The 25,352-nt window shown below is 70.3% G+C and carries 13 protein-coding genes and 1 pseudogene; 1 reads left to right on the top strand and 13 read right to left on the bottom strand.

The window, feature by feature from the left end:
- From TSH64_RS35865 to TSH64_RS14700, 13 genes are all read right to left on the bottom strand, one after another.
- Positions 1-4,798: non-ribosomal peptide synthetase (locus tag TSH64_RS35865; RefSeq protein WP_199237561.1), on the bottom strand; the 4,798-nt coding region annotated here is incomplete at its 3' end.
- Entirely contained in the window at positions 4,795-11,520 is a 6,726-nt protein-coding gene (locus tag TSH64_RS14755) for a non-ribosomal peptide synthetase (RefSeq protein WP_158285373.1), read from the bottom strand. The genes TSH64_RS35865 and TSH64_RS14755, both read right to left, overlap by 4 nt.
- Positions 11,521-11,620: 100 nt before the next feature.
- Complete coding sequence (locus TSH64_RS14750) at positions 11,621-12,631, bottom strand: TauD/TfdA family dioxygenase (protein ID WP_109445957.1); 1,011 nt, start codon at positions 12,629-12,631, stop codon at positions 11,621-11,623.
- 15 nt (positions 12,632-12,646) lie between these two features.
- Entirely contained in the window at positions 12,647-13,396 is a 750-nt protein-coding gene (locus TSH64_RS14745; RefSeq protein WP_199237560.1) for an alpha/beta fold hydrolase, read from the bottom strand.
- Positions 13,393-13,608 (bottom strand): MbtH family protein, encoded by a 216-nt coding sequence (locus tag TSH64_RS14740; RefSeq protein ID WP_098735105.1) that lies wholly within the window; start codon positions 13,606-13,608, stop codon positions 13,393-13,395. Before TSH64_RS14740 ends, TSH64_RS14745 begins: the two co-directional genes overlap by 4 nt.
- 178 nt (positions 13,609-13,786) lie before the next feature.
- Positions 13,787-14,554 (bottom strand): ATP-binding cassette domain-containing protein, encoded by a 768-nt coding sequence (locus TSH64_RS14735; RefSeq protein WP_247872942.1) that lies wholly within the window; start codon positions 14,552-14,554, stop codon positions 13,787-13,789.
- Positions 14,555-14,607: 53 nt separating this feature from the next.
- Positions 14,608-15,771, bottom strand: coding sequence for a siderophore-interacting protein (locus TSH64_RS14730; protein WP_247872941.1), 1,164 nt, complete (start codon positions 15,769-15,771; stop codon positions 14,608-14,610).
- Positions 15,768-17,762: a Fe(3+)-hydroxamate ABC transporter permease FhuB gene (gene fhuB, locus TSH64_RS14725; protein ID WP_109445951.1), complete on the bottom strand. Its 1,995-nt coding sequence runs from the start codon at positions 17,760-17,762 to the stop codon at positions 15,768-15,770. The genes TSH64_RS14730 and fhuB overlap by 4 nt, the downstream gene beginning before the upstream one ends.
- Entirely contained in the window at positions 17,755-18,678 is a 924-nt protein-coding gene (locus TSH64_RS14720) for an ABC transporter substrate-binding protein (RefSeq protein WP_109445949.1), read from the bottom strand. The genes fhuB and TSH64_RS14720 overlap by 8 nt, the downstream gene beginning before the upstream one ends.
- Positions 18,679-18,697: 19 nt before the next feature.
- Positions 18,698-20,974, bottom strand: coding sequence for a TonB-dependent siderophore receptor (locus TSH64_RS14715; protein WP_109445947.1), 2,277 nt, complete (start codon positions 20,972-20,974; stop codon positions 18,698-18,700).
- A 105-nt stretch (positions 20,975-21,079) separates the two neighbouring features.
- Positions 21,080-22,147 carry a GNAT family N-acetyltransferase gene (locus TSH64_RS14710; protein ID WP_109445945.1) on the bottom strand — a complete coding sequence of 356 codons (1,068 nt, stop codon included), beginning with the start codon at positions 22,145-22,147 and terminating at the stop codon, positions 21,080-21,082.
- A gap of 42 nt (positions 22,148-22,189) precedes the next feature.
- Entirely contained in the window at positions 22,190-23,497 is a 1,308-nt protein-coding gene (locus tag TSH64_RS14705) for a lipase family protein (protein WP_109445943.1), read from the bottom strand.
- The gene (locus TSH64_RS14700; RefSeq protein ID WP_109452672.1) at positions 23,497-24,855 is read right to left on the bottom strand and encodes a SidA/IucD/PvdA family monooxygenase; all 1,359 of its coding nucleotides are present in this window, start codon (positions 24,853-24,855) and stop codon (positions 23,497-23,499) included. Before TSH64_RS14700 ends, TSH64_RS14705 begins: the two co-directional genes overlap by 1 nt.
- A gap of 267 nt (positions 24,856-25,122) precedes the next feature.
- Here TSH64_RS14700 and TSH64_RS35860 point away from each other — a divergent pair.
- Positions 25,123-25,352, top strand: a pseudogene (locus tag TSH64_RS35860) (hypothetical protein); the annotation flags it as partial.

Raw genomic sequence — 25,352 nt, 5'->3', positions numbered from 1 at the left:
TCAGCGTCCGCCCGCCGAAGCTCACCGCAGGGCACCCGCCATGCAGACGGGCCTGCTCCGCGATCAGATCCGGCACCAGAGGGCCGGCCGGATGGCTGGGGCTGGGCAGCACCTCCGGCCAGTCGGCGGCGTCGAGGATCGGCAGATAGCCGAGCGTGACCGTGGGCGCCTGCGCCACCCCGTGGAGGATCCGTTCCAAATGGCTGCGGAATCGCTGGACCGTGTCCTCTTCGAACAGGTCGGTGGCATAGATCAGGGTGGCGCGCAGCGAACCGTCGGCCTGCTCCTCGCTGTGCAGCGACAGGTCGAACTGGGCGGCGTGGTGCAGCCGCGGATGCTCGGCGATGTCCAGGCCGGGCAGGCGGCGCAGAGCGTCGGAGCGCGGACGGCTGTGGCTGGCCATCACCTGGAACAGCGGGTTGCGGTCGAGGCTGCGGTCGGGCTGCAAGGCCTCCACCAGGGCGTCGAACGGCAGTTCCTGGTTGGCCTGGGCCGCCAAAACCTCGTCGCGCACCCGCGCCAGGAAGCGGTCGAAGGGCAGACGCCCATCGGGTTCGATGCGCAGGACCTGGGTGTTGGCGAAGAAGCCGATCAGCCCCTCCAGCTCGACCCGGCCGCGGTTGGCGGTCGGCACGCCGATGCGCAGGTCCCGCTGACCGCTGTGCCGGAGCAGCAGGGCGGCGAAGGCGGCGAGCAGGACCATGAACAGGCTCGCCCCCTGCTCCCGCCCGACGGCAGCCATCCCGGCGACCAGCGAGGCGTCCAGCCGGAACTCCACCGCCGCACCGCGATGGCTCTGCATCGGCGGGCGCGGACGGTCGGCCGGAAGGTCGAGCGCCGGCTGCTCGCCCCCCAGGCGCCCCTGCCAATGGTCGAGCTGCCGACGCGCCTCGGCCGACTCCATCCAGCGCTCCTGCCATGCGGCATAGTCCGCATACTGGAGCGGCAGCGGCGGCAATGCAGCCGGCAGACCGGCCGACAACAGCGCATAGGCACGGGCAACCTCGTCCACCAGGACGTTCATCGACCAGCCGTCGGAGATGATGTGATGCATCGCCAGCGAAAGCACGTGCTCGTTCCCGCCGGGCCCGTCCGGCAGACGGAACAGGCGAAGGCGCAGCAACGGCCCCCGTTCCAGGTCGAAGGGGCGGGCTGCCTCGCCGCGCAGCCGGCCATCCAGCAGACCGGCATCCTCCAGCGTCTCGACCGTCCAGTCGACGGCGGCATCGGCTTCGACGACCTGCCGGGGTTCGCCGCCCCGTTCGACGAAGCGGGTGCGCAGGGTTTCGTGCCGCCCGGACACCAGCGCGAAGGCCCGCCGCAGGCTTTCGGGGTCGAGCCGGCCGCGCAGGCGGAGCGCCGTGGCGATGGTATAGGCTGTGCTGGCTGGGTCGAGGCGCCACAGGAACCACAGGCGGCGCTGGGTGGAGGACAAGGGCAGACCATCGCCGCGCGGTACGGTGGGAATCGCCGCAGCCTCCGGTCCGGCCTGTGGCTCCGCCGCCGATGCCGGGGCTGGGACCGGGACCAGCGACAGGACCGGAGCGTTTCCCAGCGGCCGGGCGTCCAGCAGAGCGGCGAGCGCGCGGATGCTCTGGGCCTCGAACAGCTGCTTCGGGGTGAATTTCAGCCCCTGCTTGCGGGCGCGGGCGATCAGCTGGAGGCTGAGGATCGAATCCCCGCCCATGGCGAAGAAGCTGGCACCGACGTCCACCGTCTCGCGCTTCAGCACCTCGGCCCAGATCCGGGCGAGGCGTTGTTCCGTCTCCGTCATCGCCGTTTGCGATGCCGGTTCGGCGGCAGCCGGAACCGGCAGCGCCTTGCGGTCCGGCTTGCCGTTGGCGGTCAGCGGCAGATGGTCCAGCACCAGCCAATGTGCCGGAACCATATGATCCGGGAGCAGACCGGCAGCGGACAGGCGCAGGGCCGCGATATCGGGCTCGCCGGTGGACGGCACGCAGTAGGCGATCAGTTGCCCGGCCGCCGGGCCATGAGCAGCGGTGCCGGCGGTCACCAGCACGTCCGCCAATCCGGGCAGGGATTTGAGGACGCGGGCGACTTCTCCCGGCTCGACGCGATGGCCGCGGATCTTCACCTGATCGTCGAGGCGTCCGACGAACTCCAGCAGCCCGTCCCGGCGCAGGCGGATCCGGTCGCCGGTGCGGTAGAGCCGGTCGCCCGGCCGGCGCGGTTGCGGATCGGGAATGAAGCGGGCCGCCGTCAGCGCCGGCTGGCCGAGATAGCCATCGGCCAGGCTGTCGCCACCGACATAAAGCTCGCCGACGGCTCCGGCGAGCACCGGCTCAAGATCCGGGTCGAGCACGCAGGCACGGACGTTGGCCAGGGGGGAGCCGAGAGGAATGACGGCGGGGACCGCAGCAGGAACCTCGTGGGTGAGCACGCCGACCGTCGTCTCGGTCGGGCCATAATGGTTGAGCACGCGCAGGCCCGGCCGCAGCCGCCGCAACTGCTCCACCAGCCCGCCGTCGCAGGCCTCGCCGCCCAGGACCAGCAGGTCCCGCGGCAGCACGTCGGCGGTGCTGGCGGCGTGAAGCAGGCCGCGCAGATGGCTGGGCACGATCTTCAGCACCCCGGCGGCGCAGCCCGCCATCCAGGCGGCGAAGCGGTCGGGATCGCGCGCGGTGGCGTCGTCGGCCAGATGCAGAGCGCCGCCATGGCAGAGCGCGCCGAACAGCACCGTATGCCCAAGGTCGGCGGCAACGGTCGAGACCATGGCCATCGAGGTGCCCTTCGGCACGGCCAGCCGCTCCAGAACGCCGCGCAGATAGCTGCCGAGCGCACCATGGCTGACGACGACGCCCTTGGGTTCGCCGGTGGAGCCGGAGGTGTAGATGACATAGGCCGGAAGCCCCCCGGCCGGGACCGGGCCATCGAAGCCATCCGGCTGGGATGCGATACGCGGACCGTCGAGGTCGAGGCAGGACAGCCCGGTGGCCGCGGCTGCGGCCAGCGTCGCTCCCGCCGCCACGGCGCAGCGGGCGCCGCTCGACAGGGCGAGACGGCGCAACCGCTCCGCCGGCTGGGAGGGATCGAGCGGCACATAGGCGGCGCCGGCCTTCATGACGCCGAGCAGTGCGGCGATCAGGCCGCAGGATCGCTCGAAGCACAACAGGACCCGGTCGCCTGGCCCGATCCCGGCTTCGCGCAGGGCATTCGCCAGCCGGTTCGCCAACCCGTCCAGCGCACGGACGGTGAGCGTCCGGTCGCCGCCGCACACCGCGACGGCCTCCGGATCGGCTTCGACACGGGCGTTCCACAGTTCCAGAACGCCCGGCGCCGGATCGCGCCAGCTGCCGCTTTCGCCGGCCGGTGCCGAACCCGAAGGGCGCAGGCGCCACAGCGGGGCGTCGGGCTGGCGCAGGACAGCGTCCAGCAGACCGCAATAGTCGGTGACCAACCCCTCGACGCTGGCGGCTTCGAACAGGTCGCGGGCATAGGTCATCGAACCGTGCAACTCGTCCGGAGCGTCGGCGATATCCAGTGCCAGGTCGAAATGGGCGCCCAGGAACTCGTTGGGCTCGGGCGCCAGTCGCAGCCCCACCGGTGCCGGCAGGGTGGAGGTGTCGAAGCCGTAGTTGAACTTCACCTGGAACAGCGGGTTGTGGCTCAGGCTGCGTTCGGGCTGGAGCGCCTCGACCAGCTGCTCGAAGGGAAGATCCTGATGGGCCTGGGCCTCCAGCGCGGTATCGCGCAGCCGGGCCAGCAGGGCGCCGAAGCTCTCGCGGCTGTCCAACCGGCTGCGCAGAACCAGGGTGTTGACGAAGAAGCCGACCACCCCTTCCGTCTCGATGCGATTGCGGTTGGCGAAGGGCACGCCGACCCGCAGGTCGGTCTCACCGCTGTGACGCATCAGCAGCAGCTTGAAGGTGGCCAGCAGCAGGACGAAGGGGGTCACGCCGCGGGCCTGGGCCAGCGCCTTCAGGTCGCGGCTGCGCTGCGTGCCGAGCCGGAAGGCCACCGTGCCGCCATGGGCGCCCAGCACCGCCGGCCGGGGCCGGTCGAGCGGCAGCGGCAGCACCGGATGATCGGTGCCGAGCCGGTCGCGCCAGTAGGCGAGCTGCCTGTCGCGCTCCCCGGCTTCCAGCCAGTCGCGCTGCCACTGCGCGTAATCGGCATATTGGATCGGCAGCGACGGCAGGTCCGGCTGCCGGCCGGCCCGCAGGGCGTCGTAGCTGCGGGCGAATTCCGCCAGGAAGCGCTCCACCGACCAGCCATCGGCGACGATGTGGTGCAGGGTGACCAGCAGCAGATGATCCTCCGCCGCCAGTCGCACCAGCGTCAGGCGCATCAGCGGACCGTTGCCGAGATCGAAGGGTGCCAAAGCTTCCGTGCGCGCCAGATCCCGTGCGCGCGCCTCGCGGTCGGCGGGGGAAAGCGCCGAAAGGTCGATGCTGGCGAGCATCGGGGCCATCCGGGGGTGGATGATTTGGACGGGTTGGCCGTCGCGCTCGGCGAAGCTGGTGCGCAGCGCCTCGTGCCGGTCGGTCAGATGGGCGAAGGCCGCCTCCAGCAGGGCGGGGTCGAGCGGGCCGGTCACCCGGATGGCGCCGGGAATATTGTAGGCCGCCCCGCCGGGATCCATCCGCCAGAGGAACCACAGCCGCTGCTGCGCATAGGAGAGCGGCAGCGGCTGCGAACGGTCCGCGTGGGGGATCGGGAACCGGGTATGGATGTCGATGCCTTTGGCAGCCAGAACGGCGGCGAGCGCCCGGCGCTGGCTGCGCGACAGACCGTCGAGCGAGGACGGCAGGGAGGGAGTGGACGGGCTGCTGGTCATCGGGCGATCCCCGTGTTTGCACTGTCTGTTTCGGCACTGCCGATACGGGCGGAATCCGTGGCGGCATCCGCGAGCGCGTTTAGTTCGGCCTCCGACAGGCCTTCGATGGCCTTCAGCGCGGCGGCCAGTTCGTCTTCGATGGCGGATGCGGCGGCGGGCTCGGTGGCGGCGCGCCGCTCCTCCACCCGCCGGGCGAGGCCGCGCAGGCCGGTCGCCTCGAACAGGGTGCGGATATCCAGCGTCACCCCCAGATCGGCGGCGATGCGCGAGGCCACCTGGGTCGCCAGCAGCGAATGGCCCCCCAGCTCGAAGAAGTCGTCGTCCAGGCCGACGCGGGTGACGCCCAGCACCTCGGCCCAGATGGCGGCCAGCGCCTGCTCCACCGGGCTTTCCGGCGGGACATGGGCGGCCGCCGTCACCTGCATGGGCTGGTCGTGGTCGGCCAGCCGGTCGCGGTCCAGCTTGCCGTTGACGGTCAGCGGCAGCCGGTCGACGCGCAGCATCTGGGAGGGCACCATATGCGCCGGCAGGCTGCCGCGCAGGGCGGACAGCAGACGCGGCGCGAACTGGCGCCGCTGCCGGGCGAGCAGCGGATCACTGCACTGGGCGCGCCATCCATCGCGAACTGCCGGTTCCGGCCCGATGGGGTGACGCTCCAGCCGGGCCGGATCGAAGATTTCCACGTCGAAACGGCCTTCCGCATTGCCGGCACCGTCCGGACCGACATTCCAGCCGACGCGGGCCCGGTAGCCGTGCGCCTCGGCAAGCGCCCGGTAGGCGTCGGGATCGGCACCGGCGGGATCCAGCCGGTCGATCCGTTCCCGCAATGCCCCCGCCGCTGGCGAGGAGGCGCCGGACATCGCCGTCCAGGCGGCAAGGTCGCGGGCGAGCCGGCGGTTGGCGATCCCGGCGATCCGCAGGCCGGCGGGCCGCTCCTCCGCCAGCAGGCGGTCGAGACGGGTCAGCTCCTCCCCGGCCTCGCGCCAGCCGCCGGCCGGACGCAGGTCCTCCCCACCGACATGCAGGACCGCGTCGAAGCGGTAGCGGGTCAACTCGTTGTCGGCGTGGCCGCAACGCAGATCAAGGTCGATGCGGCCGATCTCTGGAATCCGGCCGCGTAGCGCCTGGAAGAAGCCGGGAGCGAACAGCAGCTCGCCATCCTCGGCCATGGCGCGGGCGACGCGGGCACGCAACTGGGCTGGGCTCGCCTGCGCTTCCGCCCGCCAGAGCGCCACCGACGCATGGAACAGCGGTTGGAGATGCAGCGGTCGCAGGTCACCCAGGACGATGCGCCCGCCCGGCCGCAGGGCCCGCACCGCCCCCTCCAGGACGCGCAGCAGATAGTCGCCGTCGGGGAAATACTGGGCGACGGAGTTGATGACAACGGTGTCGTAGCCACCCTCCTCCATTCCGCTCTCGCCGATCCCGCCGAAATCGGTGGCCTCGCGCCGGCTGAGCCGGATATGGGCCAGCTCCGGCCTTCCCGCCGCCCAGGCACCGAGATCGGCGATGGCCTGTGCCGAAAAGTCGGTCCCGTGATAGACGGCGCAGTGCGGCGCCACCGCCTGAGTCAGCAGACCGACGCCGCAGCCGATCTCCAGCAGCCTTTGCGGCTTCAAGGCCAGGATGCGCGCGACGGTGGCATCCAGCCACTCCCGCATCTGCGGCTCGGGGATCGGCCGGTCGTCGTAGCTGTCGTTCCAGCCGGTGAAGCCCGGCCCCGCCGCCGCGTCCGCGCGCGAATAGGTGCCGTCGAACACCGTGCTCCACTGCCCGACCAGATCGCCCCGCTGCTCCTCGGGCCGGTCGCGCAGCGCCTCCTCGTCGGCGACGGCATAGGCGACGAGCCGGCGGTCGGCACCGTCGCCGCGCAGCAGCACGGCGGCATCGGCGACGGCGGGTTGGCGGCGGACCGCCGCCTCGATCTCGCCCGGTTCGATGCGGAAGCCGCGCAACTTGATCTGCTGGTCGGCGCGGCCGAGATACTCAACCCGGCCATCCGGCCAATAGCGCGCCAGATCGCCGCTGCGGTACAGGCGTTCCCCCGGATCGCCGAAGGACGCGCCGAAGGGATCGGCGACGAAGCGCCCGGCGGTCAGGCCGGGTCGGTTCAGATAGGCCCGCGCGAGCCCGGCTCCGCCGACATGGATCTCACCCGCCACGCCGGGCGGGACCGGCTGGAAATGCCGGTCGAGGAAGTACCAGCGCAGGTCGCCGAGCGGCATGCCGACCGGGGCGCCGGCCTCCGGCTGGCCCGCCACCTCGCCGGATTCCGGCAGGTCGGCCATGGTCAGCAGCCGGTGGGTGACATGGACGGTGGTCTCGGTGATGCCGTACATGTTGACCAGCCGCGGACGGCTGTCGCCGAAACGCTCGAACCAGCCGCGCAGGCTCTCCATCTCCAGCGCTTCGCCACCGAACACCACCAGCCGGAGCGACAGGGCATCGCGCGGCGCCGCCAGCGCCACCGGCACCAGCTGCCGGAAGGCGGACGGCGTCTGGTTGAGGACGGTCACTCCCTCGTCCCGCAGCAGGGCGAAGCAGTCGGCCGGCGACCGGCTGGTGTAGTAGGGCACCACCACCAGCCGCCCGCCATGCAGCAGGGCACCGAAGATTTCCCAGACCGAGAAGTCGAAGGCATAGGAGTGGAACAGCGCCCAGACGTCGCGCCCGTCGAAGCGCAGGTCCGCCGGACAGGACTCGAACAGCCGCAGCAAATTGGCATGGGTGATCGCCACGCCCTTCGGCTGGCCGGTCGATCCAGAGGTGTAGATGCAGTAGGCGAGCGATCCGGCCCGGCCCAGGTCGGGCGGCGGACCATCCGGCGGCGGCCCGTCCGGCGCGTCGGGCTCCTCGCCGACGCAGATCGCCCGCACGCCATCGGCAAGCGGCAGCGCATCGCGCAGATGGGTCTGGGTGACGACCAGCCCGATGCCGCTGTCGGCCTGCATGTAAAGCAGCCGGTCGGCGGGATACGAGGGGTCGAGCGGCAGATAGCCGCCGCCCGCCTTCAGGATGCCGAGCATGCCGACGATCAGGTCGAAGGAACGGTCGGCCGCCAGCCCGACCAGCCGGTCAGGCCCGACGCCGAGCGAGCGCAGCTGCCACGCCAGCCGGTCGCTGCTGCGGTCGAGCTCGCCATAGCTCAGGGTCCGGCCATCGCAGGTCACGGCCGGGGCGTCGGGGTGCCGGTGCGCATGGGCCACGATGCGGGCATGAAGGCCGGGGGCATCGGCCGGGAGCGGTGCCGGCAGGCGGGCAAGGTTGCGGGCGGGATCGTTCCAGCCGGCGACCAGCGCCGCCGTCTCCGCCTCGTCCATCAGCGGCAGACGGCTGACCGGCAGCGCCGGATCGGCGATGATGCCGCGAAGCAGGGTCAGCCAGTGCCGCGCCATCCGCTCCACGCTTTCCGGCTCGAACAGGTCGAGACTGTAGGTGAAGAAGGCGCCGAGAGGACCGGCTCCGCCCGGACCGGCCTGCTCGGTGGTGTGCAGGATCAGGTCGAACTGCGTCGCGAGCTGGAGATGCTCGACGGCCTCCACCCGCAGGCCCGGCAACCGGTCGAAGCCGTCCAGCCGCTGCCACTGATGGTCGTAGGCGGCCTGGAACAGCGGATGATGGGCAAGGTCCCGCTGGGGTTGCAGTTCCTCGACCAGCCGGTCGAAGGGCAGATCCTGGTTGGCCTGAGCGTCGAGTGCCGCCTCGCCGACACGGCGAAGCAGCGCGTCGAAGGTCGGATCGTCCGACAGGTCGGCGCACAGCACCGCCATGTTGACAAAGAAGCCGATCAGCCTTTCGCTGTCCACACTACGCCGGTTGGCCAGCGTGCAGCCGACACGGATGTCGTCCTGGCCGGAATAGCGGTGCAGCAGAGCCGTGTAGCTGGCGAGCAGCAGTGTCGGCAGCGTCACCCCCATCCGCCGCGCCAGCCCACGCAAGGCCGTGGCGAGCCCGTCGTCGATGGCGCAATGGACCGCCGCCCCGCGCTGGCTGCCACCGGCGGAACGCGGTCGGTCGGCGGGCAGGTCCAGCACCGGATGGCGGTCGCCCAGCCGGCCAGCCCAATAGGCAAGCTGGCGGGCGCCCTCACCCGACTCCAGCAGGTCGCGCTGCCATTGGGCGACGTCGGCATACTGGACGGTCAGCGCCGGCAACTCGGGTGCCCTGCCGCCACAGCAGGCGGCATAGGCCTCGCCGAACTCGTCGAGCAGGACAGTCATCGACCAGCCGTCGGCGATGGCGTGATGCAGGCTGACCTGCAGATGATGATCGTCGTCGGCACAGGCGATCAATTGCACCCGCATCAGCGGGCCTTCCACCAGATCGAAGGGGGCGCGGACCTCCTCCTCCAGCAGGCGGCGCAGCGCACCGTCCCGGTCGGCGCCGCCGGAGAGATCGGCGAGACGGACCTTGACAGGCAGCGTCCCGGCCGGGCGGATCACCTGCACCGGGCGGCCGGCCTCCTCACGGAAGACGGTGCGCAGGCTCTCGTGCCGCCCGGCCAGCAGGTCCACCGCAGTCTGGACGGCATCGCGGCGCAGCGGCCCGCGCAGCTGGACCCGCCCGGAAATGGTGTAGCCGCAGTCCCGCGGGTCGAGTTTCCAGTTGAACCACATGCGGGCCTGGGCCGCCGACGGTTCGGCGATGCGCTCCTCCCCGCCCCTCTGGGGAGCCATCGCCTGGATCGTCGCGGGACCCGCCTCGGACAGCCGGGCGGCGAAGTCCGACAGGGTGGGATGACGGAACAGGTCGGCGACGTCGGCCGCCAGTCCGCACCGTTCGCGCAGCCGGGCGACCACCTGCACCACCGACACCGAATTGCCGCCCAGCGCGAAGAAATGGGCGCCGGCATCGGTGACGGCGACGTTCAGCACCTCCGCCCAGACGGCGGCCACCACGCTCTCGCGCTTTGTCAGGGCGCGGGCGGCGGTCTCGGCGGCGGCGACGGGCGCTCCCCGGCGCTGGACGTGGAAAGCCGGCAGTTCACCCGCGTCGAGCAGGGACCGGCAGGCGGAGCGCTGAAGCTTGCCGCTTGAGGTCTTGGGCAGGGCGCCCGGCTCCAGCAGGGCGACCAGCACCGGCGCCTCCTGGCAGGAATCGGCCACCGCGGCGGCGATGGCACCGCACAGTGCCTCCGGCGTCACCAGCTTCAGCACCGTCCGGCCGATCTCGGCGGCGATGCCGATCCCCTCACGGCCATCCTGCTCGACGGCGAAGGCGGCAACCCGCCCCTTGCGGACGACCTCCACCTCCTCCTCGACGCTGCGCTCCAGATCCTGCGGATAGACGTTCTGGCCGCGCACGATCAGCATGTCCTTGAGCCGGCCGGTGACGAACAGCTCGTCCTCCTTCATGAAACCCAGGTCGCCGGTGCGCAGCCAGACCGTGCCGTCGCGCTCGACGAAGCTGCGGGCCGTCGCCTCCGCGTTGCGCCAATAGCCGTCGGCGATGCTGGGTCCGCCGGCCCAGATCTCGCCGACCGTCCCCTCGCCGACCTCCGAGCCGCTGGCCGGATCGACCAGCCGCAGGGGATGATCGGGCTGCACGTGGCCGCAGCCGGCCAGCACGGTCGCCGACGCGTCGTCACCCGGAGGCAAGGCCCGGTTGGCGGCCAATGCCGCTCCGTCGAACGGCGCCAGGGTGATGCCCTGCCCGCGCCGGCCGCCGGTGACGAACAGCGTCGCCTCGGCCAGCCCGTAGCAGGCGAAGTAGGACCGGCGGTCGAAACCCACGGGAGCGAAGCGCTCGGCGAAACGGGCCAGCGTGTCGGGACGGATCGGTTCGGACCCGGAGAAGGCAAGGCGCCAGGACCGCAGGTCCAGCCCATCCAGCGCGGTGTCGGCGATGCGCTCGCAGCACAGGCGGAAGGCGAAATCCGGCCCGCCGCTGATGGTGCCGCCATAGCGGCCGATCGCCTCCAGCCAGCGCCGCGGCCGTTCCAGGAAATAGCGCGGCGACATCAGTACACAGGGAATGCCGGCGTGGATCGGTTGCAGCAGGCCGCCGATCAGGCCCATGTCATGGAACAGCGGCAGCCAGCTGACGATGCAGTCGTCGGGCCCGATGCCGAAACCGCCGCGGATCAGCCGCTCGTTGGCGATCAGGTTGCCGTGGCTCACCCGCACCCCCTTGGGCGCGGAGGTCGAGCCGGAGGTGTATTGCAGGAAGGCGATATCGTCGCCGGACAGCGGCGGGATCGACCAGTCGTCGGCACGCCCGCCGTCCACCCTGTCCACGGCTAGAATTTCGGGCATCCGGTCACCGCCCGTCATGGCCCGGCAAGCCTCCAGCAGCGTGTCGTACAGGACCGAATCCGTCAGGATGATGCGTGGCTGCGCATCGGCCAGGATGCCCTGGAGCCGGGCCAGATGCTGCGGCCTCACCGATTCAGGCGGATAGGCCGGCACGGCGATGACGCCGGCATAGAGGCAGCCGAAGAAAGCCGCGACATAGTCCGGGCCGCTCGGCAACAGCAGGACGGCGCGGTCGCCCAGTCCGGCCCGCGCGCGCAGACGGACGGCGATGGCCCGGGCCCGCCGGTCGAGGTCCGCATAGCTGAGCGGATCGTCCGTCCCCTCGGCGATGAAGCGCAGGGCGATGCCGCCGGGCGTCTCCGCGGCCCGCCCGACCAGTGTGCCGACCAGCGTCTCGGCCGACGTCCCGGCGGGCTTGCGCCCGGCTGAGACCGTCGAAAGGGAGGCGGCATCGGAACGGTTGTCCATAGGATCACCTGTGCAGGCAGAAGGGCACGCCCCCGGCCAAGCCATGGGGCGAAACGGTCACGAGGTCGGCAAGGCCGGCGGAAACGCCAGCCGGGAGCGGTCAGTCGGCGGAATGGGGTTCGGCCATGGCGACCACGACCTTGCGCGGCCCGCTGAAGGGCGTGCGGGCATGGGCGGCCAGCATGTTGTCGAGCATCATCACGTCCCCGGTCTGCCATGGGAACAGCACCGTTTCCTCGGCCAGGACCGCGCGGATGGCGGCAAGGTCGGCCGGATCGATGGGACCGCCGTCGGCGTGGTAGACGTTGCGCGGCAAATCCTCCTCGTCGAGGATGTCGAGCAACGCCGTGCGCGCCTCCTCCGGAAGGTTGGAGACGTGGAAGAGATGGGCCTGGTTGAACCACACCGCCTCCCCGGTCACCGGATGGCGGGCGGTCGCCTGGCAGATCTGGCGCGTGCGCAGTTCGCCATCCTCCTTCCAGTCGCAGAGGATGCGGTGGTCGCGGCAATAAGCCTCCACCGTCGCGCGGTCCTCCGTGTTGAAGACCTTCTGCCACGGCACGTCCAGCCCGTTGCCGTAGTTGCGGACATACATCAGGCCGCGCCGTTCGAACCGCTCGCGGATGTCGGCGGGAATCCGGCGGTGGATCGCCCGGCTGTCGGCGATCGGCGTCTCGCCGCCGACCGGCGCCGCCTGGACGCAGCAGAACCAGATGCGCATCGGCCAGTCGCGGGTGTAGGCCTGCTCGTTGTGCAGGGGAATGTGCTGGTCGGCCGGATATTCGGTGGAGGTGTAGACGCCCGACGTCACGTTGGTCCGCGGGGTCGAGCCGAACTCGTAGCTCAGCAGCGGATGGCCGAAGGCGGCGGCGAAGGCGCGGAAACGCTCTACCGTGTTCGCTGCGGAGTCCGCTGCGGATTCCGGGGCCGGACCCAGCGCGAAGCCGCGGAAGAGAATGCCGGCGCAGCGCGGCAGCCAGTCACGCACCAGCGGCTCCAGGTCGGCGAAAGCGTCGAGCAGATCCACCTGCGGATCGCGCGCCCGCACCAGCAGCGGCAGGCCGCCACGCGCATGGGGAAAATCTTCGATCGTGAAACTACGCTCGGCCATGGGACCCTCTTGAATTCAGGCGGTCGCGGCGATCACACTCAAGCCGTCCGCCAGCCGGTCGAGGAGCGGACGTTCGTGGGCGCGCAGGAAGAAATGGTCGCCGTCGAACATCTCCAGGGTGAAGCCCCCGCGCGTCTCCGCCGACCACGCCCGCAGCCGGTCGGCGGCGATGTCGTCCTGCGTGCCGCCGAACACCCGGATCGGGCAGTCCAGCGGCGGTCGGGGACGGTATGCGTAGCGGCCGCACAGCAGGAAGTCGGCGCGCAGGACCGGAAGGGCCATCTCCAGCAGGTCGCGTTTGCCGAACACCTCCTCGGCCGTGCCGCTGAGGCGGCGCATCTCGGCGATCAACCCGTCATCGTCCAGCGGTTCGGCCCAACGCCCGTCCTCGCGCCGGCTGGGAGCGGCGGCAGCCGACGCGAACAGCGCCCGCGGTTCCCCCCGCCCATGCCCGCGCAAGGCATGCGCCAGCTCGAAGGCGAGGAGACCGCCCAGGCTGTGCCCGAACAGGGCGAAGGGGCCCTGCGCTTGCGGAGCCAGCTCTTCCGCCAGTTCGGCGGCCAGCGCCGTCAGGTCGGTCCTGGGGGCTTCGTCCATCCGCCGGCCGCGGCCCGGCAATTCGACCGGCACAACCTCCAGCCAGGAGGGCACGAGGCGTTTCCAGCGCGCATAGATCATCGCGCTGGCGCCGGAATAGGGAAGGCAGAACAGCCGCATCGCCGGTGGTGCGGCGCGACCGAAGACGGGGGCGGTCGCGGACGTCATCGCGCGGCGGCTTCGTCCATCTGGCGGCGCAGGCTGAGCGGCCGCATGTCGGTCCACACCTGCTCGACGTAGGCGAGGCAGTCGGCCTTGGGACCGCTCTTGCCCGCCTCGCGCCAGCCGGCCGGAACCGCCTTGTAGTCCGGCCAGATGGAATATTGTTCCTCGTGGTTGACCAGCACCTTGAAGGTGATGTCCTCGCGGTCGAACGCCATCGCTGTCCTCGTTCACTGTCGGGAGTGGGGCGGCATTCCGGTCCGGCCGCTCATGCGGTCCGCGCCCGGCGCCCTCCTGCCCTAATGGACGAAGCAGCGCGGCGAATCGTTAGGAGGATTTTGCGATTCCCTCGCAACGACCCCCTCGCAACAAGCGATGCAAGGGTTGCTGCGGCAATCAACGGACCAGCGCGACGGGCTCCCCGGACTCCGGATGGGGAATCACCGCCATCGGCAGGCCGTAGATGGCGCCCAGCCGGGCAGCGGTCATGATCTCGGCCGGCGTGCCGCGATCAATCAGACGCCCGCCGTGCAGAGCGACGATGTCGTCGCAAAAGCGTGCGGCCATGTTCACGTCGTGCAGCACCGTGACCACCCCGACGCCGCGCTCGCGCGACAGCCGGCGGACCAGCGCCAGCACCTCCACCTGATGGGCGACGTCGAGCGCCGAGATCGGCTCGTCCAACAGCAGACAGCCGGCATCCTGCGCGATCAGCATGGCCAGCCAGACCCGCTGCCGCTCGCCGCCCGACAGGCTGTCCACCAGACGGCCGGCGAACCGCGCCGTGTCGGTCAGCACCAGCGCCTCCTCCACCTTGCGGGCATCCTCCGCCCGGAAGGCGCCAAGAGCGCCATGCCAGGGATAGCGGCCAAGCGCCACCAGCTCCCGCACCAGGAGCCCGGAGGCCGGCGGCATGTGCTGCGGCAGGTAACCGATCCGGCGAGCGAGCGCTCGCTGTTTCCAGCGGTCCAGCGGCTGGCCGTCGAACAGCACCCGGCCGCCGCTGGGTCGTTGCTGGCGGGCGAGGATCTTCAGCAGGGTCGATTTGCCGGAGCCGTTGTGGCCGATCAGTGCGGTCACCCGGCGGGGAAGCAGGTCGCAGGACGGTATGTCGAGCAGGAGGCGGCCGGGCAAGGCGAAGCTCACCCCGTCGATGCGGAACATCGGCGCTGTCGGGGACGCAGATGGGGGCGCTGTCGGGGACGCGGCTGAAGACGTCATGCGGAAATCCTGCGGTCTGATGAGGCGGCCGGCGGGGTGCGCCGCCAGTAGGCGACGGTCAGCAGGCGGTCGCGGTCGATGCCGCGTCCACGCAGATGGTCGCGCAGGACGGCGAGATCGTCGAACTCGCAGGCCACCCAGGCGAACGGCGCGGCCGGGCCGGACGGCAACGTCAGGGCGCGCACCGCCTCGACCAACGGCCCTGCACCCCCGGCATCCCGGCGGTGCAGCCAATGGACGGAGACACCGGCGGGCGCCTGAAGCGGCAGTTCGTCCGCCGCGTCCTCCACCTCGATCAGGGCGATGCCGCGGGCGTCGCCCGGCAGCTCCTCCAGGATGCGGGCGATGGCGGGAAGCGCCGTTTCGTCGCCGGCCAGCAGGTACCAGGCCGCCGGACGGATGCCGAGCCCGCAGGGACCGGACATGCCGCAGAGGTCGCCGGGCCGGGCCCGCCGGGCGAAGTCGGCCCCGGGAGCGCCATTGGGAGCGCCATTGGGAGCGCCATTGGGAGCGCCATTGGGAGCACCACCGGGATGCCCGCCATCGGACTGCGTATCGTCCGCATGGAGAACGAAATCGATGTCCAGTTCGCCGGCAGCGGCATCGATGCGTCGCAGGGTGTAGTAGCGGACCGCCGGACGCCGGTCCGGCTCGGGCCAGAGCGGCCGTCCGTCGGGGCCGGGGCGCGGCCAGGACGGCGTCTCCAATCCGGCCGGCGGCAGATAGAGCCGAACGTGCAGGTTGTCCGCCGTGGCGAAGCGGCCAAGGTCACGGCCATGGAAGGTGACGCGGCGCAGGCGCGGCGTCAGGTCCCGGACGGCGACGACGCGGATCTCGCGGAAGTCGGCGAAGAGCGGCCCGGTCTCCACATCGCCGCTCCAGACGAGGACGACATCCTCCCCCAGCAGACCGACCAACTGCTCGCTGACGGAAGCGCGCAGGCGCTCCAGAAGGCCGCGGTCGTCCGCCTCCGCCCGCAGATGGAGGACGTCGGCCCCGACGGTCAGAGCCAGCCGGCCGAATGGGCCGCTCGCCACCAGGGTTTCGCCCTCGCGGGTGAAGGTCAGGCCGTAGGGTTCGGCGGCGGCGACCAGCCGGTCCGCGGCAGCGGAGGGGCGGTCGTGAGGGATCGCGGTATCGCAGGAGAAGCGGGGCATCATCGCCGTCCCAGCAGCCAGAGAAGGAAGGGTCCGCCGATCACCGAGGCGAGCAGCCCGGCCGGCACCTGATAGGGAAAGATCACGCTGCGGCCGAGCCAGTCGGCCATCAGCATGATCAGGCCGCCGAGCATGGCGGAACCGGCGAGATGGGCAGCCGCCCGCTGCAGGCCGAGCATGCGGGCCAGATGCGGCCCCATCAGCCCGACGAAGCTCAGCGGGCCGACGATCAGCGTCGCCGCCGCGGTCAGCAGGGCCGACAGGCTGAACAGCGCGATCCGGCTGAGCGACGGGCTGACCCCCAGCGCGGCGGCCACCCCGCCGCCGAGCGGCAGCAGGTCGAGCCAGCGGGCGACGAAGGGAATGGCGCCGATGGCGAGCATCGCCAGCAGAACCGCCGCCAGCCCGTCGGTCCACCCCACCATGTAGGTCGAACCGGACAGCCAGGTGACGAGCGTTTGCAGGCGTGGATCCTGCCCGGCCATCAGGACGGCGACGACGACGCCGGAGATGGAGCTGGTGGCGATTCCGGCCAGCAGCAGCCGGTCGGGCGAGAAGCCGTCCTTGCGGCCGAGCGCCAGCATCGCCGCCAGCACCGCGACCGCTCCCGCCCCGCCGGCCGCGATCTGCGCGCCACGCTCCGGCGCGTCCGCCGAGAACATCAGCACGATCACGCCGAGGATCGCGCCGGAAGACACGCCGAGGATCTCCGGCGCCGCCAGCGGATTGCCGGTCATCCGTTGCAGCATGGCACCCGCGACCGCAAGCATGGCCCCGCCGGACAGGGCCGCCAGCGCCCGCGGCAGCCGCCAGGGCCCCAGCGCGGCAAGATCGTCGCCGGAACTCCAGCCCCAGCCATCCGGACCGGAACCGAAGGCGACCGCCATCCACAGGGCCAGGGGCAGCAGCAGGGCAGCGCCGGCAAGCACCAGGGCGGGGCGGGAGGCGCGCGGCGGCTGGGCGGCGGCGGACAGGACCGGCGGTGCGGAGGTCCGCAGCCGCGGCAGAAGCCACAGCAGCATCGGCACACCCAGGACCGCGGTGACGGCACCGGTCGGCAATTCGCGGTAGGTGATCGGCGCCATCAGCACCAAGGCGTCGGTCGCCCACAGCAGGGCGGCACCGCAGAGCGGCGCCCACAGCATCCGTTGCCCCAGCCGGCGGGCGCCGGCCATGCCGACGATGGTCGGGGCGGCCAGCCCGACGAAGCTGACCACGCCGACGGCGGCGACCGTGAGGGCGGTCAGCATCACCGCGATCAGCAATCCGGCCAGACGGGCGCCCACAACCGACAGCCCCAGGCTGCGCGCCCCGCCCTCCCCCAGGCCGAGCAGGACCAGCGGGCGCAGGACCAGCGCCGCGGCGACGGCCAGCACCGCCAGCCGGGGCGCCAGAAAGGCGGCCATGCCCCAATCCTGCTGGTCGAGGAAGCCGGCTCCCCAGAGGAAGAGGCCGATCAGCAGATCGTGGTTGAACAGCACCATCACGCCGCTGACCGATCCGGCATAGAGGCTGAGGACGAGACCGGCCAGCACGACGGTGACCGGCGACAGCCCCTTGCGCCAGGACAGCGCCAGCAGCGCCGCCGCCGACAGTCCGGCACCGGCCAGCGCGACCCATTCGCGGCCCAGCGCCAGCGCCTCGGGAATCCAGAGGGTGGCGACGGCGAGCGACAGGTGCGCGCCGGCGGAAATGCCGAGCGTGGCGGGTTCGGCCAACGGGTTGCGCAGAACCTGCTGCAGGATGGTGCCGGCAAGCCCCAGCGCCGCCCCGACCAGCAGGGCGACCGCGAAGCGCGGGAACAGGACATAGTGGGCGGCAAGCTGGTCGAGACGCGCCGGATCGGGATCGACGAGCGCCCTCCACCACAGCTCCGGTGGCAGTTGCCGGCCAAGCACCAGAAAGGATGCCAGTCCGGCCAGCAGGAACAGGCCGGTCACCGGCCAGGCCGGACCGAACCGGCGGGACGGGGTCGGGATCGCGGTGTCAGCCATGGCGCTGCGGAAGCCTTTCGCCGAGCAGACGGACGAAACGCTCCGCCGTCGGGACGCCGCCATAGAACAGGATGGGCGGCAGGATGGTGACCCGGCCTTCGCGCAGGAACGGCAGCCCGGCGAACAGCGGCAGGTCGGCCAGCGCCTCCAGCGCCCGCTTTCCCTCGCTGCCGATGTTGACCAGTCCGGCATCGGGACGGCCGGTCAGCCGGTCCATGGTCACGGTGGCGTGGCCGTAGGGGCCGCTGGGACCGGTCCAGGCATTTTCGATCTCCAGCCGGTCGAGGAGATCCTGGTAAAGGCTGTTGCGTCCATGGATGAGGACGCGGCGCCCGTCAAGGACGCTGAGAATATAGAGCGGACGCCGCTCCCGCCCGCTCAGGCGGGCGCGCGCCTCCTCCAATGCGTGGTCGAGACGGGCAGCCGCACGGTCCGCCGCATCCGGCACGCCGAGGCCGTCGGCCAGCCCGCGCAGGGAGGCGATGGCGAAGGCAAGCTGACCGCTCCCCCGATCTCCGTCGACAGATCCCGTGTCGAAGGATTGATAGAGTGTCAGCGGAGCGATCCGCTCCAGCCGGCCACGCACGGCGGACAGCATGCCATCGGTGACGAAGCGTGCCGGTGCCAGCCGGTCGAGCAGTTCCAGGTTCGGCTCCGCCCTGGCACCGATGTCCGGAACGCCGTCCGGCACCGCCGGCTCGATCACGGAGCGGCGGTAGCGGTCGATCTCCGGCAAGCCATGCGGGACGATGCCCAACGACAACAGCGCCTGTGCACTCGTCCAATCGAGCGCGCAGACCCCACCGTCCACCCCCGGCTCCGCCGACCATGCGCCACCAGCCAGAAGACCGAGCGGCAGCGCGGCGGCGGCCTGGAGGAACCGGCGCCGGTCGACGGCGCCGGTCATCTTGGGCATCGGGGACAACGGTCCCGCCTTACCAGCTGTACTTCAGCGTCGCCAGGACCTGGCGGCGGTTGCCGTACAGCACCGTGTTGTCATAGAAGCCCGCCGAGTAATACTTCTTGTCGGTCAGGTTGCTGACGTTGAGCGCCACGCTGGCCCCCTGCAATTCGGACCGCAGGGCACCCAGGTCGTAGCGGACGGCGGCGTCGGCCAGCGTGTAATCCGGGATGGTCTCGGTGTTGCCGGCATTCTTGGACGAGCCGACATAGCGCGCGCCCACGCCGAAGCCGAGGCCGGTGAGCGGACCGGACTTGAAGGTATAGTCCCCCCAGGCCGAGGCCATGTGGCGCGGGATGCCCTTCGGACGCAGCCCGACCGAGCTGGCGCTGGAACCGACGGCCGGATTGTCCTTGGTGATCTCGGCATCGACGAAGGCGTAGGAAGCGATCAGGCTGAACTCCTCAGTCAGCTCCATCTTGCCTTCTAGCTCGATGCCGCGGCTGCGGATCTCGCCGTCCTGCACCGCGAAGCCGCTGTAGACCGGGTCGTTGGTGACCACATTCTGCTGGGTGATGTGATAGAGCGACGCCGAGATGAAGCTGTTCCAGCCGTTTGGCTGGTACTTCACGCCGACCTCGTACTGGGTGCCGGTGGTCGGCTTGAAGGTGCCGCCGCCGCGCTGCGGCGCGTAGGTGCCGGTGGTCGGCTGGAAGGAGGTCGCATAGCTGGCATAGGGCGCGATGCCGTTGTCGAAGACATAGCCCAGACCGACACGGCCGGTGAAATGATGGTCGCGCGCGGTCTGGGAGCTGCTGGACAGGTTGTCCGTCTCCTTGTCGACCACCCAATCCTGGCGGCCGCTGAGGGTCAGGATCCAGTTGTCGTAGCGCAGTTGGTCCTGGAGGTAGGCGCCGATCTGGCTCAGGTTGCTCTTGCCGTCCACCCAGGGGTTTCCATAGAGGAAGTCGGTCCCCGGATAGCTCGGGTTGAGAACATCGATCACCAGCTCGTTCAACGAGTTGCGCCGCGTCTCCCGCCCAATGTAATAGCCGTAGTCGACACCGGCCAGGATGGTGTGCGACACAGCGCCGGTCTGCACCTTGCCCTGGACGTTGCTGTCGAGCAGGTAGGTCTCGGTCGTCTTTGGACGGTCCTGCACCCCGACCGGATAATCGCGCCCGTTCACCAGTTCCACCGGCCAGGCGGTGCTGAAGGCGCTGACGAAGTTGACCTTTGAATGCATGTAGCGGGCATTCTGGTGGAAGGTCCAGTTCGAGCTGATCTCATGCTCCAGCTCGTAGCCGACGGTGGTGTTCTGCACCTTCCAGTCGGAATAGCCGGGGATGCCGAAGAAGAGATCGGTGCCGATCTGGCCCATCGCATCGCGGGGAATGCTCTGTTCCGCCCCGCTCATCTTCAGCTTCTGATAGCTGCCGAGCAGGGTCATCTTGGTCTTGTCGGTCGGCTTGAAGGTCAGGGCCGGCGCAATGTAGAAGCGGTCGTCGGGCGCATGGTCGACCTGGGTGTCGGACAGGCGGCCGAGGCCGGTCAGTCGGTACAGGACTTTGCCGTCGCCATCCACCGGCCCGCCGAAATCGAAGGCGGCCTGGCGGCGGTCATAGCTGCCGGTTTGCAGTTCGATCTCGTGCAGCGGCTTGTCGGTCGGCCGCTTGGTGGTGAGATTCACCACGCCGCCGGGCGAGGTCTGGCCGAACAGGACCGACGACGGGCCCTTCACGACGTCCACGCGCTCCAGTCCGTAGGGCTCGAAATTGGTGTCGTAGTTGTTGAAACCGGCACGCAGGCCATCACGGTAGATGCCGAACAGGTTGAAGTCGCGGAAGCCGCGCATCGAGAAATCAGGGGCGCCGGGGCCGCCCGGATAATCGACCACGGCGATGCCGGGCGAGTAGGCGACCGCACCCGCGAAATCCTGCACCGCGCGCTGGTCCAGCTCCTTGCGGGTCACGACGGAGATCGTCTGGGGGATTTCGACCAGCGGCGTCTCGACCTTGGTGCCGACGGCGCTGCGGGTGGCGACATAACCCTCCGTGCCACCGACGACTCCCTGAACGGAAATCGGGTCGAGAACAATGCCGGCGCCGGTGGCGGCCTCTCCGCTGGTGGCCTGCCCGCTGCCCTGGCCGGCCTGGCCGCCGTTCGTCGCCTGCTGCGCCAGACCGGCCGGCTGGTTCGCCAGCAGCGCCAGACCGGCCATCGTCGTCGCCAGCAGGAAGGATTTCAAACGCCCGTGCTTGCCCGTCGCCAGACGACCGGCCGATCCGGCCGCGCCAACCTCACTCTCCATCACCGTTCCCCCAACTGAAGCTCTGTCCGACGGACTCCGCTCTCTCGCGAAATCCGTCTCCCGGCTCTAAGACGAAGGGGGTAGGCGAATATTAAGGAGAATCTTTCATACGTACGAATTTTCGTGCGCGGCGGCCGTCGTCGACGGCTCCGACAGGCCGGGGCAGCGTTCGAAGAAGTCACGGCGGTCGAGCGTCATCAGCGCCGCGCGCTTGTGCGGGAAGTCGAACTCCCGTTCGCGCAGGAACCCCAGCGACTGCATGTGCCCGATCATGCGGGCGTTGTCGGCCCGCGGCTCAGACACCACGCGGCCGGTGCGGGCATCGTCGAGGAACATCCAGTGCACCAGCGCCGAAAGCCACGACCGTACCTTGTGCGGTCCGCGGTGATGCTCCTCCCCCACCAGCATATGGATGCCGCGGTCATGGTCGCCCGGCGCGCAGAAGGGAGCGATACGGTCCTCTTTCGCCCAATAGGCCTCGAAATAGGCGAAGGGTTCATCGTCGAAGCAGCCGATCACCGTCTGGACATGCGGGTCCTCCGCCAACCCCTCCAGATAGGCGCGGTGTCTCAGGAAGTCGCCGCCCTCCTGCCAGAAGGCAAGGACCCGGGGGGTGTTCTGCCAACGGTTGAAGCGCTCCAGATCGACGTCGATGTCCAGGCTGCGCAGCGAAATCCAGAGGCCGAGCGCCGGATCGAACCGGCGGTACAACTCCCCGGCCGGCTTCGGCGGCCGGTGGAGATGCACTCCATCCCCCCGCGCGCCATCCCCCCGCGCTATGGCCGGATAGCTGGTCGTGCCCGGACCGCGCAGCCAGAGGCCGGGCAGTTGCCAGAAGGCGTCGCGCCGGCTGATGGCGCCACCTCCGCCATCGGCGAGCAGCAGGCCGGACCGCAGCGAGGCTGGGTCGGGCTCGATGCCGCGCCAGACGAGACGGCGGCAGGCCGGGTCGCCGGTGAACAGCCAGCAGGCCATCGCCCAGGCGGCATCCGCGGGAAGTGGAGCGGGACGTTCGCCGAAGAGGTCGGGCACAAGGACGAGGCCGCCCTCGATCGGCTCGCAGGCGGCCGACAGCAGCGGACGGCCGTCGATGGACAGGCGCAGACCGCCGGATCCGGTCTCGGCGGTCAGCCGGCGGCCATCCGGCAAAGGCAGGGTACGGGATGATGTCATGGTGGCGGTTTCCAGTTCTTGGCGCCCGCTGCCGCCGTCCCGTCACCGGGCGAGGGCGAGCAGCCGGTCGCGGGTCGCCCCGAAGCACAGATAGACGGCGGCGCTGGTGTGGACCGACACCCCATCCACCTCGGCCGGGATGCGGTCATCCATGTCCAGGAGCTCGACAGCCGCCCCGCGGGCGGTGAAGAGCCGTTTGGCGGCAAGGGTGTTGGCGAAGGGCACCACGGCATCCCGGCCGGCCCCGCACAGGACCATCGGCGCGCGTGGTGTCCAGTCCAGCAGGTCGTTGCCGGCGAGGGCGCGGCGGAACGGAGCCTGCGGATCGTCGAAGGACCGTGTGAAGCCGTCCTGGCGAAGCCGCGCGATCTCCGGTCCCGGCGGCAGCATTCCCTGCCGAAGCACATCGAAGATGTCGAGGCGGCCCGGCATGAATTCCTCGACCGTGGCATCGAAGGGCGACCGGAACACGTCGGCGGGCGAGGCGTAGATGTTGCCGTAGACGCGCTGCATCGCCACCACGGCATAAGCGAACAGCGCCGTCGCCAGACCGTTCGGCCCCGCCGGCCCGGTCGCCGACCAGCCGTCGACGAAGGTTTGCTCCAGCGCATAGGGACCGGACATCGGTGCCGTTCCGGCAAGGTGGAACTCGCCAACATGGTCGCGCTCGATGGTGCGCTGGGCCGCCATCGACGCATGCCCGCCCTGGGAATAGCCGGCCAGCAGCACCTTCCCGGACAGCGGTACCCGCGCCTCCCCCGCCACGCTGCGCGCGGCGCGCAACGCATCGACGATGGCGGACGCCTCGCTCTCCGCATGCAGGTAGGGATGGAACGGGTAGTCCGAGCGGCCGAGCCCGAGATAGTCCGTGGCGGCGACCGAAACGCCGCGGGCAGCGTAGAAGGTCAGCAGCGGGCTGTCGCCCGCGGCCAGCGTATCGTCGGCCTGACTGGCGTCCCGCCGTGTCTGGGTGCCCTGTGCCCAGCCCAGCAAGTCATGCGGCTCTCCGCAATCCGGACCGCCGGGCAACAGCAGCATGGCCGAAGCGGTCGCCGGTTCGCCATGCACCCCGATGGTGGCATAGGTCACCCGCGACAGGGAAACGTCGCAGAGCGGCCGGCCGATGAAGGCGGCGCGCGATCCAAGCCCGGCCTCGATCGCATCCCGCCGGTAGGTCGCCAGCGTCGCCACCTCAAGCACCGCGCCCCGTGCGGAGGCATGGACAGCCTGAGGGACGGCCTTCGCCGCGGCATCGTCCGCCGCGGCGGCTGCCGACCCGGCCGCGCAGACGGCGGACAGGATGCACAGCAGCCGCAGCCCGGCGCGTCCGCACCGCATCATCGCGTCCATCAGCGGTTCGACGCGCCGGCGACCAGCCCGGTCGGCCCCGACTGACGACGGGACCGGCCGTCGGCCGGCGCCAGATCGCGGTAGAGGGCGGCGGCGATCTCCGCCGCCCGGACCGGCAGGACCGACAGCAACGTGTCACTCAGCCCATGAGTCTCCTCGCAGAAGCCCTGGATGAAGACCGGTGCCGTCAGCTTGGGGTCGGTGCGGACGCGATAATCGCGGCCGACCCGCAGATCGCCCGTCAGGTCGCCCAGCGGCTCCAGCAGCCGGCGGTGGGAGTTGCGCTCGTAGCCGGTTGCCAGCACCACCGCGTCATAGCGGATTTCCTCAAGGGCACCGCTGGACAGGTCGCGCAGGGTGAGCGCGATGCCGGACCCGTCTGACGTGACCGCTTCGATCTGCCGCCGGCACAGGAAACCGTGGCGCTGCAGGCCGGATACCTTCTGGCGGTAGAGGATGCCGTAGATGCGGTCGATCAGTTCGGCGTCGACCACCGAGTAATTGGTGTTGTGGTAGTCGCGGATCAGCTGCGTCCGTTCATCCTCTGGCAGGTTGAACATCACATCCGTATAGGCCGGCGCGAAGATCTCGTTGACGAAGGGCGTGTCGTCGGCCGGACGCAGGACCGCCGAGCGCAGGATCATGTCGGCCCGCACCGACGGGAAACTGTCGTTGAGGTCGATGAAGGCCTCGGCGGCACTCTGCCCGCCACCGACCAGGGCGATCCGCATCGGCGTTCCGGCGACGCAGGGCTGGGCAGCGATCCGCTGCACATAGTCGGCATGGTGGAACACGCGGCGATCGTCCTTCAGCCCGGCGAACAGCGCCGGGATGCGCGGCGTTCCACCGGTGCCGACCACCAGCGAGCGGGTTCGCCGCACGCGTTCGATACCGTCGGGGCCGCGGGTGACGACATCCAGCATGCTGATGACGCCGGTCCTGTTGACGACCGGTTCGATGCGCACCACCTCTGTGCCGTAGCGGCAGGCATCGGAGAAGTGGGACGCAACCCAGCGGAGATAGTCGTTGAACTCCATCCGGCAGGGATAGAAGGTGCCGATATTGATGAAATCGATCAGCCGTTCCTTGCGGTGCAGATAGTTCACGAAGCTGTAGGGGCTCTGCGGATTGCGCAGGGTCACCAGATCCTTGAGGAAGGAGATCTGCAGGTCGCTCTGCTGGACCAGTGTGCCGCCATGCCAGCTGTAGGAGGCCTGCCGGTCGAAATAGACCGTGTCCAGCGCCCGTCCGGAACGCTCCGACTGTTCTTCGAGGGCGATCGCCAGCCCGATGTTGGAAGGTCCGAACCCGATCCCGGCAAGGTCCAGGGGCTTTTCGGATAGGCTGAACTGAGTCATGGAATTGTCGTCCCCTGTTGAGAATCCCAAAAACACCACCACGGCTGCCGGACGCATGGGCCGGTCCTGCTCCTGCCGGTGCCGGTCGTGCCGGTCGATGGCGTGGCGGGGCTCCAGCCGGATGCCGACCGACCTCAGCCGACCGCCGCCTCCTTCCGGATTCCTGAAAGACGACGAATGCACCCCGCGGAAATTTAGGCCCTTTCGCATGCGAACCGCTTTGGCGCACAAATCGGCATGGCAGCGGCGTCCGCCGCGGGGCAGGGCTTGGAGAGCTTCGGCTACCTCCGCCAGTTGAAACTCGACCTGAAAGTAAACCAACGGCCGAATACCATCGGGCCGGAGGCCGTGCCGGGCATCGACGTGAACCCGCTGGGCGTCGAACTGGCCCACATCTCCGGGTGGATCGGCGCGATCCAGTGGATGCGCCGCCATGGCGACGAGGGGATGGCGGCTATGGAGATGGTGCGGACCATGGTCGACAGGGTCGTGTGCTT

Source organism: Azospirillum sp. TSH64 (genome assembly GCF_003116035.1).
Taxonomy (GTDB): domain Bacteria; phylum Pseudomonadota; class Alphaproteobacteria; order Azospirillales; family Azospirillaceae; genus Azospirillum.
The sequence above is the reverse complement of the archived record's forward strand: the minus strand, read 5'-3'. Positions and strand labels throughout refer to the sequence as shown.